This window comes from Pseudomonas sp. E6002 (genome assembly GCF_013385565.1).
GTDB lineage: Bacteria > Pseudomonadota > Gammaproteobacteria > Pseudomonadales > Pseudomonadaceae > Aquipseudomonas.
Genome location: NZ_JACAPT010000044.1, coordinates 1 through 15,689 on the forward strand (window position 1 = coordinate 1; position 15,689 = coordinate 15,689).

The following is a 15,689-nucleotide window of genomic DNA, read 5'->3' on the forward strand; positions in this document are numbered from 1 at the left end:
GGGCCATGGATGGCCCGTCGCGGCGGCCCGCTTCGCGGTGCCGGAGTGAGGGAACGCCGAGCCCTAGCGAGGCGCCGACAGGCGGGGCAGAGCGTTTTGGTTACTTTTGCGCTTTTCAAAAGTGACCCGCTGTAAGAGCGGAACCATAAGCCGCCGTTACCTAAATAACGGATATGTACTCAACCCCAATCAAGAATAAGCCACCCGAGCAGCCCCAACCCCAAGCCCCTCCCGAAACGCCAAATAATGCTTCAACACCTGCACCGGCGCCTCAATCTGCGGGTAGTGCCCTATATTGGCCAGCAACACCGTATCCGCGTGCGGCACCAGCTCACGATAACGCTGAACCATATGCCCCCCGGAAATCGGATCAACCTCCCCATCGATCACCCGCAACGGCACCTCCCCCCGCTGCATGGCCGCCACCCATCGATCCCGCTGCCGCCGACGCTGAGGAATATACGCAATCAACTTGTGCAAAATCCGCGGCCCATCCTGGCTCTCGATCAAGCTCCAGAAATCATCCAGCGCACTCTCACTGGGCCGAGTCGCCGGCCCGAAAATCTGCCCAAAACTGTTAGCCAGGGCATTACGCCCAAACGCCCGCCCGATCATCCAACCCAATGGGCTCAGCAACAGCTTCTGCACCAACGCCGGACGATGCGTCTCCGGAAACAACCCACCGTTGAGAAACACACAACTGCCCATCCGAAACCGGCCTTCGTAATGCCGCGCCAACAACTCCTGCGCAACACTGTCACCGTAATCATGGGCCAACACATGCACCGGCTGCTGCACCCAAAGATGCTCCAGCAACGCCTGTTGCAAGTCCGCCTGCTCCAGCAGGCAATAGGTGTGGTCCAGCGGCTTGGCCGAATCGCCAAACCCCAGCATGTCGCAGGCAATCACTTGATAGCGCTGGGCCAACGGCTGCCAGAGGTAATGCCAATCCCAACTGGCCGTGGGAAAACCATGGATCAGCAGCAACGGCTCGCCCTGCCCCGCCACCCAGTACCGAATGGTGCGGCCGCGAAACTCAAAGCTCTGGGCACGCTGGCGCCAGATGCGCAGCGGGATCTCGGCGAGTGGCATCAGCTTTTATACCCGGGGTCGAGTGCATCGAGTTTGCGCAGCAACGCCGGCCACGCCAGCGCGCCGCCCATGCCCTGAGCGCTTTTGGTGACCCCAGCGATCATCGCCCGGGCACCGGCCAATATCTGCGGCGCAATGCTGATCAGTTCAGCGCCACCGTTCTGCGCCATCACCTGGATATCGCAGGTGCGCTGGAAGATGAACATCATCAGGAACGTATCGGCGATGCTCCCACCACAAGTCAGCAAACCGTGGTTGTGCAGCATCAGGAAATTGTTTTCGCCAAGGTCGGCCTGTAAGCGGGCCTTTTCCTCGTGGTTCAGCGCCACACCTTCGTAGGCGTGATAGGCCAGGCTGGACAACACGAACAACGATTGCTGGCTGATGGGCAGCACGCCCTGTTTCTGCGCGGAGACGGCAATGCCGGAGGCGGTGTGGGTGTGCAGCACGCAGACCACATCGTGCCGCACTTCGTGCACCGCACTGTGAATGGTGTACCCGGCAGGGTTGACCTCGTAGGGACTGTCCATCAGCTTGTTGCCGGCCTGATCGACCTTCACCAGGCTCGACGCGGTGATCTCGTGGAACATCAGCCCGTAGGGGTTGATCAGGAAGTCTTCGGTGCCCGGCACCTTGGCCGAGATGTGGGTGAAAATCAGGTCGTCCCAACCATGCATCGCCACCAGGCGATAGCACGCGGCGAGGTCGACGCGGGCCTGCCATTCGGCCGCGCTGACCTGGTCTTTTACACTGTGTGTTGATTGAACAGTGGCTAGGCTCACGGCAATGACCTCCTTGGCGCGCTTATTATTGTTTTTTTGAGTGAAGAGGCAGTCTAGTCAGACCTCGAGGCCGCCGTAGTTGCATTGGCAGCCAGCTTGATGACCGAACGGGTCAGTCCTGAGGATAGTTCGATTTTGTTCTGCGCGTGTCAGAGAAGCGACGCCAATAAAGGCGCGGCGAACAGGTTGAGCAAGCCGGTCAGCACCATTACCAGGCCCGCCACGGAGCCTTCCTCACCGCCCACCTCATGAGCCCGGCTGACACCCGCGCCATGAGCGCCCACGCCAAACAATGCGCCACGGGCCAATGGCGTGCGCAACGGCAGCCACTTGAGCAGTACACCGCCGAGCATGGCGCCGAACACTCCGGTGAACATCACGAATACGGCCGTCAGCTCCGGCACGCCACCCAGGTCGGAAGACACCGGCATGGCGAACGGCGTGGTGATCGAACGGGGCACCAACGACATTGTCACCAAGCTGTCGAGCGCCAAGGCTTTGGCCAGGCCATACGAAGTGGCGATGGACGCTGCGCTGCCCGCCACCATCCCCAGCAATAACGCTGACCAATGACGCATCAGCAACTGGCGCTGTTGCCAGATCGGAATGGCGAACGCCACGGTCACCGGGCCCAGCACCAGCATCAGCCAGTGGGTGTCGGTGGAGTATTCGGCATAGGCCGTCTTCATCGGCACGGCCACGGCCAGTAACAGCGCGGGCACCAGGATCAGCGGCGACAGCAGGTAACGCCCGGTGCGCCGGTAGATCCAGCGGCTGAAGGCGTAGGCGCCGAGGGTCAGCGCCAGCCAGAACATCGGCATCAGCTCAAGCTTCATGGCGCAGCTTCCAGCGGCAGACGAATTCCACGGTAAACGCAGTCACCAGCATCACCGACAAGGTGCTGAAGCCGATCACCAACATGATCCGCCAGCCGTCGTGCTTTACCAGGCCACCGTAGTCCAAAAGGCTCATCAAGGCAGGAATAAAGAACAGCAGCATCTCGGCCATCAGTACACCGGCGCCCAGTTGCAGAGCCGCCGGCTTGACCAGGCCAGTGGCGAAGGTCAGCAACAACAGGCCCAGGCCGATCACACCACCGGGAATAGGCCAGCTCAGCCAGGCGGCCAATTGGCAGCCCAGAAAATATATGGCCAGCAGCACAATCAGTTCAGTCAACAACCGACCGACGACTTTGAAGGTGAAACGTTTCATGAGCTTTGGGTCCTCGCAGGGCTCCCATTTTAAAGAGGCCCCTGGCATCCCCACAGCGAATTGTTAGACTGCAAGCTATTCCAAACTGGAATCATGTCGATGGAATTTAAACAACTGCGCAGCTTTGTCGAAGTGATCCACCGCGGCGGCTTTACCCAGGCCGGCAAAACCCTGCACATCAGCCAGTCCGCCGTCAGCAAGCAGGTGGCACAACTGGAGCAAAGCCTGGGCACGCCGCTGCTGGATCGCCTGGGTTCGCAGATTCGCCTGACGGCTGCCGGACAAGTGGTGCTGCAGCGGGCGGAGGCCATGCTGCGCCAGCAAACCGAATTGCTCAGTGAGCTGGATGACTTGAATCAGTTGACCCGTGGCGAGTTGCGCATGGGCCTGCCGCAGTTGGGCGGCGACACGTTGTTCGCCGGGCTGTTTGCCGAATACCGCCGCCGTTATCCGAACGTCACCATCCAGTTGCTGGAAGGCGGCAGCCGCAATATCGAGCAGGCGATCTTGAGCGGAGAGCTGGAAGTGGGCGGCAGCCTGATGCCCAGCGACCCGGCATTCGCCTGGCAGGCATTCTGCGATGAACCGCTGGATGCCCTGCTGCCGATGGACCATCCATTGGCCGATAACGCGCAGATCCGCCTGGAGGAGTTGGCTGACACGCCGTTCCTGATGTATCAGCGCAGTTTTGTGTTGAACGACCGCCTGCTACAGGCCTGTCAGCAATTGGGCTTCACCCCGAAGGAAAGCGGGCGCAGTGGCCAGGCGGATTTTCTCGCCGCATTGGTGGCCGCCGGCCAAGGCGTGGTGCTGCTGCCCAGCGTAGTAGCCCGGGGCCTGATAAGGCCCGGCGTGGTGCGCCTGACGCTCAAGGCGCCGGACTACCTGCGCTGGGACATTGCCTTTATCTGGCGTGAGGGTGCCTACCTGTCGAAAGCCGCCCAGGCCTGGCTGGCGTTATTGCGCGAGTTCCCGGTCAACCGCGCAGTGCAGTAACCAACTCGGCCAGCCACGGCTCGGCGTCGGCTTCCGGGGTCACGCTTTCGCTGGCGTCCAGGCGCAGCATCGGCAGCACTTCGTGCACGCCCAACTCGGCAAACAGCTCGCGCATTTGCTCGCCGCCGCCGCAGAACGTGTCGCCATAGCTGGCGTCGCCCAGGCCGATCACCGCGCCGGGCAAGCCTCGCCAGGCGGCCGGCAGTTGGTCGCGAATGGTCGAGTAAAGCGGCTGCAGGTTGTCGGGCAGTTCGCCCATGCCAGTGGTGGACGTCACGGCCAGGAAGGCTTCCGGAGCAAAGCCCTGTACGTCGGCGAGGGTTGCCCGCGGGTTGTGCCAGGCGTCGAAGCCGGCAGCGTTGAGGATGCTTGCAGCATGACGGGCGACTTCTTCAGCCGTGCCGTACACCGAGCCGGAAAGGATGGCGACTTTCATCAATCTGATCCTGTAGCTGACTAAAAGCCTGGGATATTAACAGCTGGGGCCCATGGACAGGCTGCCGGCATGTCTTAAACTGCAAACTCCAACTACAAGCCATGGACCGCTCAATGATTAACGCCAAGCTGATGCAACTGGTGATCAACGCTTCCAACGACGGCATCGTTATCGCCGAGCGCGAAGGCAAGGACAAGCCACTGATTTATGTGAACCCGGCCTTCGAGCGCATGACTGGCTACACCCTCGACGAAATCCTCTATCAGGACTGCCGCTTCCTGCAATCGGGCGATCGTGACCAGCCGGGGCTGATGGCGATTCGCGAAGCCCTGGAGAGTGGCGGCGCCTGCCGGGAAATCCTGCGCAATTACCGCAAGGACGGCACACATTTCTGGAACGAGCTGTCGTTATCGACGGTTTATAACCCGGCCGACAAGCAGACCTACTTTGTCGGTGTGCAGAAGGATGTGACCGTTCAGGTCAAGGCCCAGCAGCGTGTCGCGCAACTGGAAGCCCAGTTGGCTGACCTCAAGGCGGAGCTTGCGGCACTCAAGGCGACGAGCGGATCTAACAAAAACTAGAAAACGCGGTCTTTAAAGAGATAATGGCGTTTTAATACCTTTTTCTTGAGCAAGATCAATGCAACGCGACGCGCTTTTGACGCAGGACGAGCTGGATTTTATTCAGACCATGCACCATAACCCGCAACTCAATGTGCGGGACGCGTCGTCGAGCCTGACGGTCAATGGCGGTGCGCAGATTCGTGATCTGCTCACCCGCCTGGCCGCCCATGACCATGTCACCCTCCAGGCCCAATTCGACAACCAGCAAATGACGTTTCCGCTGCAATTGGTGGAAGACGAGTTTCATGCCGTGCATCTGCGGCTGGGTGTACCGAGTATTTTCGAAGACGGGCCGATGATCCGCCCGTGGCGCCTGGCGCTCGAAGAGCCGGTACCCCTGGAAAACATCAAGGGCCAGCCCGGTGCGCTGTGGGTGCATGAGGTGTCATTCAAGGGATTGCTGGTGGAAATTCGCGGGCGGATCAAGGCGCCAAGAACCTTTTCGCTGTGGTTCAGTCCGTCCGGGTACGAGCGCATTTCGGTGCGGGGCACGCTGGAACGGGAAACTGCCCGAGGATTGTTCGCCTACCGCCTGAGCCAGAACGATGTGGATGAGACCGAGCGCCTGCGCCAGTTTATCCTGCAGCAACATCGCCTTTTTCACCCCGAAGTCCACGCCTGAAGTCAGGTATCCAGGTTACCGCGCAGAAACTGCTGCAAGCGGCGCTGCATCAATCGCCCTTCGTTACCCAGGCAGCCGACGGATGAACCCGCCAGTTGTTCCTGCGCCAACTCCGCCGCATCGCCGGCCAGCAACAGCGGGCAATCCAGGGTCAGGGCCAACCGTTCAAGGCGCCGAGGCAAGCCATTGGCCGGCGAGTGATTGGAGAACACCACAAGGGCTTGTGGCCTGGTTTTTTCACAGACAAGGGTCAATTCATCCATCGGCTGGCCCACAGCCAGAACCTTGACCGCCAACTCGTCACCGCTCATCAACAGGCCTGCGACCAACAACTCCAGCTCTCGGCACTCCCCCGCAATGGCCGCCAGCAATACCCGCGGCGCCGCTGAGGCACAGCCTATCTGCAGGCGTTTCCAGGTTCGGCTGCGCAGGAATCCATCAAAAAACAGCCATTCACTGGTTTGGCCAAACAACCCCTGATGTCGCAACAGTTGCTGCCAGAGGGGCATCAGGATGTCCTGGAACACCACCGCGACCGGGTAGGCAGCGAAAATCTGGCCATACAACCGGTCCAGTTGCCGGTCGTCGAAGGCACCGACGGCCATTCGCAACTGCGCCTGCCATTGGCTCCATTCATGCTCTGCACCTGCCGGCGAAGCAGCCGCCGCTTCGACTTGATGATCGTCGCGGGCGAGGATCTTGCCGACCTTGCTCACGGCCACGCCACGCTCGATCCAGTCAAGAATGCGATGAACGGTCTCGATATCGGTGCGCGAATACAGGCGATGCCCACTTTCGGTGCGAACCGGGTGGATCAGCCCGTAACGCCGTTCCCAGGCACGCAAGGTGACAGGGTTGATGCCTGTCAATCTCGCGACTTCGCGAATCGGAAACAGCTCATCGGAATCGGCAGGGTTGCCAAGGGCCATTTCGGGACGTGGAGCAGTCATTACAGACATCAGGGCATCAATATACTGTCAGGAACTTGGATCCCATTTAACGCCCATACAGCTGTCCGATTCAAGGTCTTCGACAAGCCGACCAATGTCGCTGGTGTATTTCTGCAAAACAGGAATAATCCTTGCCTGTTTTTTCAACGTGGCTGCTTACCCCGCAGCTTCGTTCGTGCGCCGCCTACCCGGCCCAGTGCACCTGATCCTTATGGAGATACACAATGTCTACCTCCCCCGTCACCCTGATGGTTGCGCGCCGCGTGGCCAAGGGCCGCTATGAAGAGTTGATGGCCTGGCTGCGCGAAGGCGAGCAATTGGCCACGGACTTCCCCGGTTACCTGGGTTCAGGCGTGCTTGCACCGCCGCCCAACGATGACGAGTTCCAGATTATTTTCCGCTTCGCCGACGAAAAAACCCTGCATGCGTGGGAGTTTTCCGCCTCCCGTGGTGCATGGCTCGGGCGTGGCAGTGAGCTGTTTGCTGCGCCGTCGGAGCATCGCGTACGCGGTATCGACGGCTGGTTTGGCGCCGCCGCCGCACGTCCGCCGCGCTGGAAGCAGGCCGTGGCCATCTGGCTGGCATTTTTCCCGGTGTCGCTGCTGTTCAACTTCGGCCTTGAGCCGCTGCTCAGCGAGTTGGGGTTGTTGAGCCGTGTGCTGGTCAGCACCCTCGCGCTCACGCCATTGATGGTTTACTTCTTTATCCCGTTGTCGACCCACCTGCTGGCCGGCTGGCTGCATCCGGCGCCAGCCCGGGTAAAGGCCACCGAAGCCGCTGCTTGAGTACAAGGGAGGCCGCTCGCTGGTATAGTTTTAGCCTGCCAGCGATTCGAGCCTCTCATGTCTTCAACACCCGCCCCGATCCTGATCACCGGTGCCGGCCAGCGCGTCGGCCTGCATTGCGCCCAGCGCCTGCTGGACGAAGGGCAGCCAGTGATTTTCAGCTACCGCACCGAACGTCCCGGCGTGCAAGCCTTGCGCGAACGCGGTGCGATCGGTGTGTTTGCCGACTTCTCCAATGAGACCGGTATTCTCGCCTTCATCGACGAACTGAAGACGCACACCCAAAGCCTGCGGGCGATCATTCATAATGCCTCGGCCTGGGTGGCGGAAGCGCCCGGCGACGAGAGCCGCGCCTTTACCGACATGTTCAGCGTGCACATGCTTGCGCCGTACCTGATCAACCTGCATTGTGCTTACCTGCTGCAACGCTCCACGCCTGCGGATATCGTGCACATCAGCGATGACGTGACCCGCAAGGGCAGCCGCCAGCACATTGCCTACTGCGCCACCAAGGCCGGGCTCGACAGCCTGACCTTGTCGTTTGCCGCGCAGCTTGCACCGGATATCAAGGTGAACGGCATTGCCCCGGCAATGGTGATGTTCAACGAGGGCGACGACGCGGCTTACCGCGCCAAGGTCCTGGCCAAGGCGGCACTGGGCATCGAGCCCGGCCCCGAGGTGATTTACCAGAGCGTGCGCTACCTGCTGGATAACCCGTATGTCACCGGTACCACCCTGACCGTCAACGGCGGGCGGCATATCAAGTAAGCCGTTTGCGAGGATGTTGTATGACTTTGTCCCTGCCCCACCACTACCGCGAGATCCTCAAGGGCCTGGGTGAAGACCCCGAGCGCGAGGGTTTGCTCGACACGCCAAAGCGTGCCGCCAAGGCCATGCAGTACCTGTGTCACGGCTACGAGCAGAACCTGGAAGAAATCGTCAACGGTGCGCTGTTTGCCTCCGACAACGACGAGATGGTGATCCTCAAGGACATCGAGCTGTATTCGCTGTGCGAGCATCACCTGCTGCCCTTTATCGGCAAGGCCCATGTGGCCTATATTCCGACCGGCAAGGTGCTCGGCCTGTCGAAGCTGGCGCGTATCGTCGACATGTTCGCCCGTCGCCTGCAGATCCAGGAAAACCTCACGCGGGAAATCGCCGACGCCATCCAGACGGTGACCCAGGCCGCCGGCGTGGCGGTGGTGATCGAAGCCAGGCACATGTGCATGATGATGCGCGGTGTCGAAAAACAGAATTCAACCATGAACACCTCGGTGATGCTCGGCGCCTTCCGCGAGTCGAACACCACGCGCATGGAGTTCCTGCAACTGATTGGACGGAGCAAGTAGCAATGCCACAACTTCAGCCAGGCATGGCGCGCATCCGGGTCAAGGACCTGTGCCTGCGCACGTTTATCGGGATCAACGAGGATGAAATCCTCAACAAGCAGGATGTGTTGATCAACCTGACCATCCTGTATGCCGCCCAGGAAGCCGTGCGCGACAACGACATCGACCACGCGCTGAACTACCGCACCATCACCAAGGCGATCATCGCCCATGTGGAAGGCAACCGCTTTGCCCTGCTGGAGCGCCTGACCCAGGAGATCCTCGACCTGGTGATGAGCAATACATCGGTGCTGTACGCCGAAGTCGAAGTCGACAAACCCCATGCGTTGCGTTTTGCCGAATCGGTGTCGATCACCCTGGCGGCCAGTCGCTAACCCTTACCTTTGCAGTGAGCATCATGAACGATCAACAACGCCTCGAACTCGAAGCCGCCGCCTTCCGCCGGCTGGTGGCCCACCTGGACAGCCGCAAGGATGTGCAGAACATCGACCTGATGAACCTCTCGGGCTTCTGCCGCAACTGCTTGTCCAAGTGGTACAAGGCCGAGGCCGACGAGCGCCAGATCGAGCTGAGCCTCGATGACGCCCGTGAAGTGGTGTACGGCATGCCGTACGCCGAGTGGAAAGCCCAATACCAGCAAGAAGCCAGTGCCGAACAGCAAGCGGCATTCGCCAAAGGAAAAACCCATGACTGACCTGAATACCCTGCGCGCCAGCCTCAACAGTGGCAAACATGTTTTTGCCGATACCCTGGCCTTTGTGGCTGCCGGTTACGACTACCAGCCACAAGCGTTCACCAATGGCAGCGTGGAAAACGCCGCCGGGCAGAACGAAGGTTCGTGCAAGACCCTGGGCCTGGCGCTGCTGGAAGGCTTGAGCGACCAGGAAGCGCTGTTGGCGTTTGGCGAGCATTACCGTTCGGTGCTGGCCACGCCTGAAGGCAGTGACCATGGCAACATTCGTGCGCTGATCGAGCATGGGTTGGCGGGTGTGAAGTTTGCCGCACAGCCACTGACCCGCAAATCCTGAGTCAGACATAGATCAAAATGTGGGAGCGGGCTTGCTCGCGAAAGCAGAGTGTCAGTCAATACATCGGGTGACTGACACACCGCTTTCGCGAGCAAGCCCGCTCCCACATTTGGACTGCGGTGATCATCAAATCCCGTGCATAAAAAAACCGGCCTCGCAGCCGGTTTTTTTGTTTCTGCGGTTTAGAACGAAGCGTCCTTCAAACCGTCGAGGTAACGCTCGGCATCCAGGGCCGCCATGCAACCGGCGCCGGCGGAGGTGATCGCCTGGCGGTACACGTGGTCGGCCACGTCACCGGCAGCGAAGATACCTTCGATATTGGTGGCTGTCGCATTGCCTTCACGGCCGCCCTGCACGATTAGGTAACCGTCTTTGGCATCCAGCACGCCTTCGAACAACGAGGTGTTCGGAGTGTGGCCGATGGCGATGAACACGCCGTCGACTTTCAGCTCGTCGAAGCTGCCGTCGTTGTTCTTCAGGCGAGCACCGGTCACGCCCATATTGTCGCCCAGAACTTCATCCAGGGTGGCGTTGAGCTTGAGGATGATCTTGCCTTCGGCCACGCGGGCATGCAGCTTGTCGATCAGGATCTTCTCGGCGCGGAAGGTCTCGCGACGGTGAACCAGGGTCACGGTGCTGGCGATGTTGGCCAGGTACAGCGCTTCTTCCACCGCGGTGTTGCCGCCACCGACCACAGCCACTGGCTTGTTGCGGTAGAAGAAACCGTCGCAGGTCGCGCAGGCGGAAACGCCCTTGCCCATGAACGCTTCTTCCGACGGCAGGCCCAGGTAACGAGCGCTGGCGCCGGTGGCGATGATCAGCGCGTCACAGGTGTACACGCCGCTGTCGCCGGTCAGGCTGTAAGGCTTCTTGGAGAAGTCGACCTTGTTGATGTGATCAAACACGATCTCGGTTTCGAAACGCTCGGCGTGCTCTTTCATGCGCTCCATCAGCACCGGGCCGGTCAGGCCGTGGACGTCGCCCGGCCAGTTGTCGACTTCAGTGGTGGTGGTCAACTGACCGCCCGCTTGCATGCCGGTGATCAGCAACGGCTTGAGGTTGGCCCGGGCAGCGTAGACGGCAGCGCTGTAACCGGCAGGGCCGGAACCGAGAATAATCACTCGCGAATGACGGGTATCAGACATGACTCACTCCTATCGACCGCCCGGACTACAGAACGGCTGGAATAAAAAAGGACCGCGAAGCACTTGGGGAAGGCTTGAACTCGCAGATCCTGAAAATAATGGGTGCAGAGTATAGAGGGAGGCAAGATAAAGGAAATACGGATTAACAATCCAGCTCATAGGTGGTCTCTATCCCATGCCTTCTATTAATCGACACCTTTGTTACCGTTAATGTCGCGATGCGGGCCGTGCTTTCCCGGTACTCCCAAAGCCGGTAAGGTCGGCGCGTTCGCCCCTATTGCCCGGAGTTATCCATGCCCGCCCCCGTTCTTTCAGGCCCACAGTACCTGCGCGAAGGTCTCAAACTGGTACTCAGCCCCGGCCTGCGGCTGTTTGTGCTGCTGCCGCTGGCAATCAACCTGATCCTGTTCGTCGGATTGATCTACTTCGCCGGCCATCAGTTCAGCCTGTGGGTCGACACACTCATGCCGACGCTGCCGAGCTGGCTGAGCTTCCTCAATTATCTGCTGTGGCCTTTATTTGTGGTGCTGGTGGTGCTGATGGTGTTTTTCACCTTCACCATGCTTGCCAACATTATCGCCGCGCCGTTCAACGGCTTTCTGTCGGAAAAGGTCGAAGTGGTGGTGCGCGGCACCGATGATTTCCCGGCGTTCAGCTGGGGCGAACTGGCGGCCATGGTCCCGCGCACCCTGGCCCGGGAGATGCGCAAACTGGGTTACTTCCTGCCCCGGGCCATCGGCCTGTTTATCCTGTCGTTCATCCCGGTGGTCAATCTGGTGGCAGCACCGCTGTGGCTGCTGTTTGGTGTGTGGATGATGGCGATCCAGTACATCGACTACCCGGCGGACAACCACAAGCTGGGCTGGAACGAAATGCTCGCCTGGCTGCGCCAGAAGCGCTGGCAGAGCATGAGTTTTGGCGGGATCGTTTACCTGGTGTTGCTGGTGCCGGTGGTCAACCTGCTGATGATGCCGGCAGCGGTGGCCGGGGCGACGTTGTTCTGGGTGCGTGAGCAAGGCGCCGAGGCCATGGCCATTAAAAAGGCCTGAGCCGTCACAAATCCATCATCCAAAAGACACAATGACGACATGGCCCACGCCGACACTGTGGGTCATGACGACAGCTTCGCTCCACATCACCCTGATCACCGAAACCTTCCCGCCAGAGATCAACGGGGTGGCCAATACCCTTGGCCGCCTGTGTGACGGTTTGCGCGCGCGTGGGCATCAAGTCGAACTGGTTCGCCCGCGCCAGGGCAGCGACCAGAGCCGGCCCAGTGACGATGGCCTGATGCTTTGCCGCGGCTGGCCTTTGCCGGGTTATCCGGGGCTGCAATGGGGCCAGTCGTCGATGCACAAATTGCTGCGGCGTTGGACCCGCCAGCGCCCGGATGTGCTGTATATCGCCACTGAAGGGCCGCTGGGTTTGTCGGCGTTGCGGGCGGCGCGGCGCCTGGGGATCAGCGTGGTGAGTGGCTTCCACACCAACTTCCAGCAGTATTCCAACCAGTACGGCCTGGGCATGCTGAGCCGGGTGCTGACCCACTATCTGCGCTGGTTCCATAACCGCTCGACCTTGACCCTGGTGCCCAGCGCCAGCCAGCGACTGGAGCTGGAGCGGCGCCATTTCGAGCGCCTGGGCATGCTCGCGCGCGGTGTCGACAGCCAGCTGTTTCACCCGGCCAAACGCGACCCAGCCCTGCGCGAGCAGTGGGGGCTGAGCGATGAAGACATCGCCGTGCTGCACGTCGGACGCCTGGCCCAGGAAAAAAATCTCGGGCTGCTCAAGCGCTGCTTCGACTCGCTGCAAACCACTTACCCACAGCGCCGGTTGAAACTGATCATTGTCGGCGATGGCCCCCAACGGACAATGCTTGAGAAATCGCTGCCTCAGGCAATTTTTTGCGGTACCCGACGCGATGAGGAGCTGGCTCGGCACTACGCCTCAGGGGATCTGTTTCTGTTCCCCAGCCTGACCGAAACCTTTGGCAATGTAGTGTTAGAGGCCATGGCCGCAGGGCTGGGGGTGGTGGCTTACGACCAGGCAGCTGCAACCCAGCATATTCGCCATGGTTACAACGGTGTGCTGGCGATGCCTGGGGACGAGGAGGCATTTTGTGATGCCGCCAACTGGTTGTTGGAGGAGCGTGAAAGTTTGCGCAGGGTCAGGCTCAATGCCCGACAACACGCCAGTCGCCAGGGCTGGCCGGCAATTATTGAGCAGTTTGAAAGCAAGTTACTGGATGTATGCAGGGGCATATCGAGTGTGTACAAAGTCAGCAGCAACACTATGAATGTCTAGTATTCGATGTAGATATTTTTGATCTGCCCAAGCGAACACCCTTGAATGACCAGTAGACAAGCCAACTCAGTGCTGCGTGAGGGGGAATGTTGCGAGTTGCAGTTGGGAACTAGTGCGCAGGTGAACGCCACAACATCAGTGGCGGTTGTTCAGGGTCATAGGAAGAACCAGCCATAAAGCCCAAATACTCTTAGATAAAATATGTGGAGTTCTCCCATGTCGATGCCACTCAACAGCATCCAGCCTTCGTCGTTCAGTCTGCCTCCTGCGCCTTCGGGCTTAGAGAACGGGGGTATTCGCGGCAAGCGGCCTGACGATCAACAAGCAGGCCTCCTTGCATTGCAGCAGCAGCAGAAGCAGCAGGAGCAGGAGCAGGAGCAGGAAAAAAACCAGCTGAAGTTTTAATACAACTCAAGGCAACTTGGCAAAAATGCCTGGAAACTGGTTCCAGGCATTTTTTGCAGCCACGCAGTTAAACGTGTGCGCGTCAAACGAGGGTCGTCAACGCCTCACGACTGAAAGGCAGGATGTCGCCTTCACGGCCTTCGCGAACCTTCAGCGCCCAATCCGGATCCACCAGCAGCGCACGGCCCACAGCGACCAGGTCGAACTCGTCGTTGTTCAGGCGCTCCAGCAGTTTTTCCAGGCTGGCGGGTTGCGCCACTTTGTCGGTGTTGACCATGAACTGCAGGAACTCGCCATCCAGGCCGACGCTGCCCACGGTGATGGTCGGCTTGCCGGTGAGCTTGCGGGTCCAGCCGGCCAGGTTCAGCTCGGAGCCTTCGAATTCCGGTTCCCAGAAACGGCGGGTGGAGCAGTGGAAAATATCCACGCCAGCGTCAGACAGCGGCTTGAGGAATTCACCCAAGGCTTCCGGGGTTTGCACCAGGCGCGCGGTGTAGTCCTGCTGCTTCCACTGGGAGAAACGCAGGATGATCGGGAAGTCCGGCCCCACGGCGGCGCGGACGGCCTGGATCAATTCGATGGCGAAACGCGAACGGTTGGCCAGGCTGCCGCCGTATTCGTCGGTGCGCTGGTTGGTGCCTTCCCAGAAGAACTGGTCCACCAGGTAGCCATGGGCGCCGTGGATTTCAACGCCGTCCATGCCGATGCTCTGGGCATCCTTGGCAGCCTGGGCGAACGCGGCGATCACGTCCTTGATGTCTTGCACGGTCATGCCGTGGACGACGACATTGCCGTCCTTGAGTTTTTCGGTGGGGCCGTAAGCCGGGACGCTGGCATCCGGCTCGGTGCCGATGCGCCGAACGCTGCCCACATGCCACAGTTGCGGAACGATCTTGCCGCCTTCGGCATGTACCGCGTCGACTACTTTCTTCCAGCCGGCCAGGGCGGCTTCACCATAGAAATGCGGGACGTTCGGGTAGCCGTTGGAAGCCGGGTGGCCGACCACGGTGCCTTCGGTGATGATCAGGCCGACACCGGCGGCGGCGCGGCGGCGGTAGTACTCGATCACTTTGGAGTTGGGCACGCCACCCGGAGAAAAGGAACGGGTCATCGGCGCCATGACCACGCGGCTCGGCAGTTGCAGTGCACCGAGTTGGAACGGTTTGAACAAGGCTTGGACAGGCATGGGAGCACTCCATCGGAAAGGAATTTATGATGTGGATAATATGGAGTGTGCAGCGTGTTGGATAGCACTATTGATTGGGGTGATTAAGGGGTAAAAGCGGGAGGGCATGGGGCTGCTTCGCAGCCCAGCGGGAGCAAGCTCCCTCGCCACAGCAAGCTCCCTTGCCATAGGAAACTCCCTGCCACAGGAAGCTCCCTTGCCACAGAAACTCACTCGACAATGCTGAAAGTATCAGCTCAATGCTTTTTCGATCGCCTGAATAATGGAGGGGTCATCCGGCGGTGTACGCGGCGAGAAACGCGCCAGCACCCGGCCGTCCTTGCCCAACAGGAACTTCTCGAAGTTCCAGGTGATGTCCCCGGGAAATTCGGCGCCCTCGCCCGCCAGCAATCGATACAGCTGGTGGCGATCGTGGCCATTCACCTCAAGCTTGCTGCCCAGGGGAAAGGTCACGCCGTAGTTGAGGCTGCAGAATTCCTGGATTTCTTCTTCAGTACCCGGTTCCTGCCCGGCAAATTGATTGCACGGCAGCCCGAGTACGGTGAAACCCTGGTCTTTGTATTGCTGATAGAGGTTTTCCAGCGCGGCGTACTGTGGGGTCAACCCACATTTGGAGGCGACGTTGACCACCAGCACGACTTGCCCCTTGAAGGGCGCCAGAGACAGCTCCTGACCATCCAGGGCTTTGAGTTTAAGGTCGTGGAAAGCACTCATGACGAACTCCAGATATCCCATGTTCTTCGTAACGGCCATTCGAGATTACAGCCGCCAAGTCGG

21 protein-coding genes are annotated in these 15,689 nt (G+C 60.0%); 12 read left to right on the plus strand and 9 right to left on the minus strand.

What is annotated here, in order from left to right; translation table 11 throughout:
• Positions 1–189 precede the first annotated feature (189 nt).
• The 4 genes from HX815_RS28105 to HX815_RS28120 form a co-directional block, all read right to left on the minus strand.
• Positions 190–1,092 carry an alpha/beta fold hydrolase gene (locus tag HX815_RS28105; RefSeq protein ID WP_102368142.1) on the minus strand — a complete coding sequence of 301 codons (903 nt, stop codon included), beginning with the start codon at positions 1,090–1,092 and terminating at the stop codon, positions 190–192.
• Positions 1,092–1,874, minus strand: a complete 783-nt coding sequence (locus HX815_RS28110) for a class II aldolase/adducin family protein (RefSeq protein ID WP_003208491.1) — start codon at positions 1,872–1,874, stop codon at positions 1,092–1,094. Before HX815_RS28110 ends, HX815_RS28105 begins: the two co-directional genes overlap by 1 nt.
• 149 nt (positions 1,875–2,023) lie before the next feature.
• Positions 2,024–2,710 carry an LrgB family protein gene (locus HX815_RS28115; protein WP_177029267.1) on the minus strand — a complete coding sequence of 229 codons (687 nt, stop codon included), beginning with the start codon at positions 2,708–2,710 and terminating at the stop codon, positions 2,024–2,026.
• Positions 2,700–3,086, minus strand: coding sequence for a CidA/LrgA family protein (locus tag HX815_RS28120; RefSeq protein ID WP_008432321.1), 387 nt, complete (start codon positions 3,084–3,086; stop codon positions 2,700–2,702). Before HX815_RS28120 ends, HX815_RS28115 begins: the two co-directional genes overlap by 11 nt.
• Positions 3,087–3,185: 99 nt before the next feature.
• On the opposite strand from HX815_RS28120, the gene HX815_RS28125 reads away from it, so the two are divergent.
• Positions 3,186–4,082 (plus strand): LysR family transcriptional regulator, encoded by an 897-nt coding sequence (locus tag HX815_RS28125; protein WP_003208487.1) that lies wholly within the window; start codon positions 3,186–3,188, stop codon positions 4,080–4,082.
• Here HX815_RS28125 and HX815_RS28130 read toward each other — a convergent pair.
• Positions 4,063–4,518, minus strand: a complete 456-nt coding sequence (locus tag HX815_RS28130) for a flavodoxin (RefSeq protein ID WP_003208486.1) — start codon at positions 4,516–4,518, stop codon at positions 4,063–4,065. The two genes, HX815_RS28125 and HX815_RS28130, sit on opposite strands and share 20 nt — an antisense overlap.
• 113 nt (positions 4,519–4,631) lie before the next feature.
• Here HX815_RS28130 and HX815_RS28135 point away from each other — a divergent pair, with 113 nt between their 5' ends.
• Together HX815_RS28135 and HX815_RS28140 are read left to right on the plus strand one after the other, a co-directional pair.
• Positions 4,632–5,099, plus strand: coding sequence for a PAS domain-containing protein (locus HX815_RS28135; protein WP_003208484.1), 468 nt, complete (start codon positions 4,632–4,634; stop codon positions 5,097–5,099).
• Positions 5,100–5,157: 58 nt separating this feature from the next.
• Positions 5,158–5,763, plus strand: a complete 606-nt coding sequence (locus tag HX815_RS28140) for a hypothetical protein (RefSeq protein WP_003208483.1) — start codon at positions 5,158–5,160, stop codon at positions 5,761–5,763.
• 2 nt (positions 5,764–5,765) lie between these two features.
• Here HX815_RS28140 and HX815_RS28145 read toward each other — a convergent pair whose 3' ends face one another.
• Positions 5,766–6,722, minus strand: a complete 957-nt coding sequence (locus HX815_RS28145; RefSeq protein ID WP_371136011.1) for a MerR family transcriptional regulator — start codon at positions 6,720–6,722, stop codon at positions 5,766–5,768.
• 215 nt (positions 6,723–6,937) lie between these two features.
• On the opposite strand from HX815_RS28145, the gene HX815_RS28150 reads away from it, so the two are divergent.
• Genes HX815_RS28150 through HX815_RS28175 form a run of 6 tightly spaced genes read left to right on the plus strand, consistent with a single transcriptional unit; the run spans position 6,938 to position 9,875 of the window.
• Positions 6,938–7,498 carry an antibiotic biosynthesis monooxygenase gene (locus HX815_RS28150; RefSeq protein ID WP_008432309.1) on the plus strand — a complete coding sequence of 187 codons (561 nt, stop codon included), beginning with the start codon at positions 6,938–6,940 and terminating at the stop codon, positions 7,496–7,498.
• Positions 7,499–7,555: 57 nt separating this feature from the next.
• Positions 7,556–8,266 (plus strand): dihydromonapterin reductase, encoded by a 711-nt coding sequence (gene folM / locus HX815_RS28155; protein WP_177029268.1) that lies wholly within the window; start codon positions 7,556–7,558, stop codon positions 8,264–8,266.
• Positions 8,267–8,286: 20 nt separating this feature from the next.
• Positions 8,287–8,847, plus strand: coding sequence for a GTP cyclohydrolase I FolE (gene folE / locus HX815_RS28160; RefSeq protein ID WP_010176988.1), 561 nt, complete (start codon positions 8,287–8,289; stop codon positions 8,845–8,847).
• A 2-nt stretch (positions 8,848–8,849) separates the two neighbouring features.
• Positions 8,850–9,221, plus strand: coding sequence for a dihydroneopterin triphosphate 2'-epimerase (folX, locus tag HX815_RS28165; RefSeq protein WP_003208474.1), 372 nt, complete (start codon positions 8,850–8,852; stop codon positions 9,219–9,221).
• A gap of 23 nt (positions 9,222–9,244) precedes the next feature.
• On the plus strand, positions 9,245–9,541 hold the full coding sequence (locus HX815_RS28170) for a DUF1244 domain-containing protein (protein ID WP_008432302.1): 297 nt from the start codon (positions 9,245–9,247) through the stop codon (positions 9,539–9,541).
• Positions 9,534–9,875, plus strand: a complete 342-nt coding sequence (locus tag HX815_RS28175; protein WP_177029269.1) for a HopJ type III effector protein — start codon at positions 9,534–9,536, stop codon at positions 9,873–9,875. The genes HX815_RS28170 and HX815_RS28175 overlap by 8 nt, the downstream gene beginning before the upstream one ends.
• Positions 9,876–10,057: 182 nt before the next feature.
• Here the strand turns inward: HX815_RS28175 and trxB are convergent, their stop codons facing one another.
• Positions 10,058–11,020, minus strand: coding sequence for a thioredoxin-disulfide reductase (gene trxB, locus HX815_RS28180; protein ID WP_003208470.1), 963 nt, complete (start codon positions 11,018–11,020; stop codon positions 10,058–10,060).
• Positions 11,021–11,313: 293 nt separating this feature from the next.
• On the opposite strand from trxB, the gene cysZ reads away from it, so the two are divergent.
• The 3 genes from cysZ (at position 11,314) to HX815_RS28195 (ending at position 13,726) form a co-directional block, all read left to right on the plus strand.
• Positions 11,314–12,069, plus strand: coding sequence for a sulfate transporter CysZ (gene cysZ / locus HX815_RS28185; protein ID WP_003208468.1), 756 nt, complete (start codon positions 11,314–11,316; stop codon positions 12,067–12,069).
• A gap of 64 nt (positions 12,070–12,133) precedes the next feature.
• Entirely contained in the window at positions 12,134–13,321 is a 1,188-nt protein-coding gene (locus HX815_RS28190; protein WP_102368138.1) for a glycosyltransferase family 1 protein, read from the plus strand.
• A gap of 216 nt (positions 13,322–13,537) precedes the next feature.
• On the plus strand, positions 13,538–13,726 hold the full coding sequence (locus HX815_RS28195; protein WP_177029270.1) for a hypothetical protein: 189 nt from the start codon (positions 13,538–13,540) through the stop codon (positions 13,724–13,726).
• 82 nt (positions 13,727–13,808) lie between these two features.
• On the opposite strand, the gene HX815_RS28200 is transcribed toward HX815_RS28195, so the two are convergent.
• Positions 13,809–14,912 carry an NADH:flavin oxidoreductase gene (locus HX815_RS28200; protein WP_003208465.1) on the minus strand — a complete coding sequence of 368 codons (1,104 nt, stop codon included), beginning with the start codon at positions 14,910–14,912 and terminating at the stop codon, positions 13,809–13,811.
• A gap of 231 nt (positions 14,913–15,143) precedes the next feature.
• Positions 15,144–15,626 (minus strand): glutathione peroxidase, encoded by a 483-nt coding sequence (locus HX815_RS28205; RefSeq protein WP_087693757.1) that lies wholly within the window; start codon positions 15,624–15,626, stop codon positions 15,144–15,146.
• Positions 15,627–15,689: the final 63 nt, after the last annotated feature.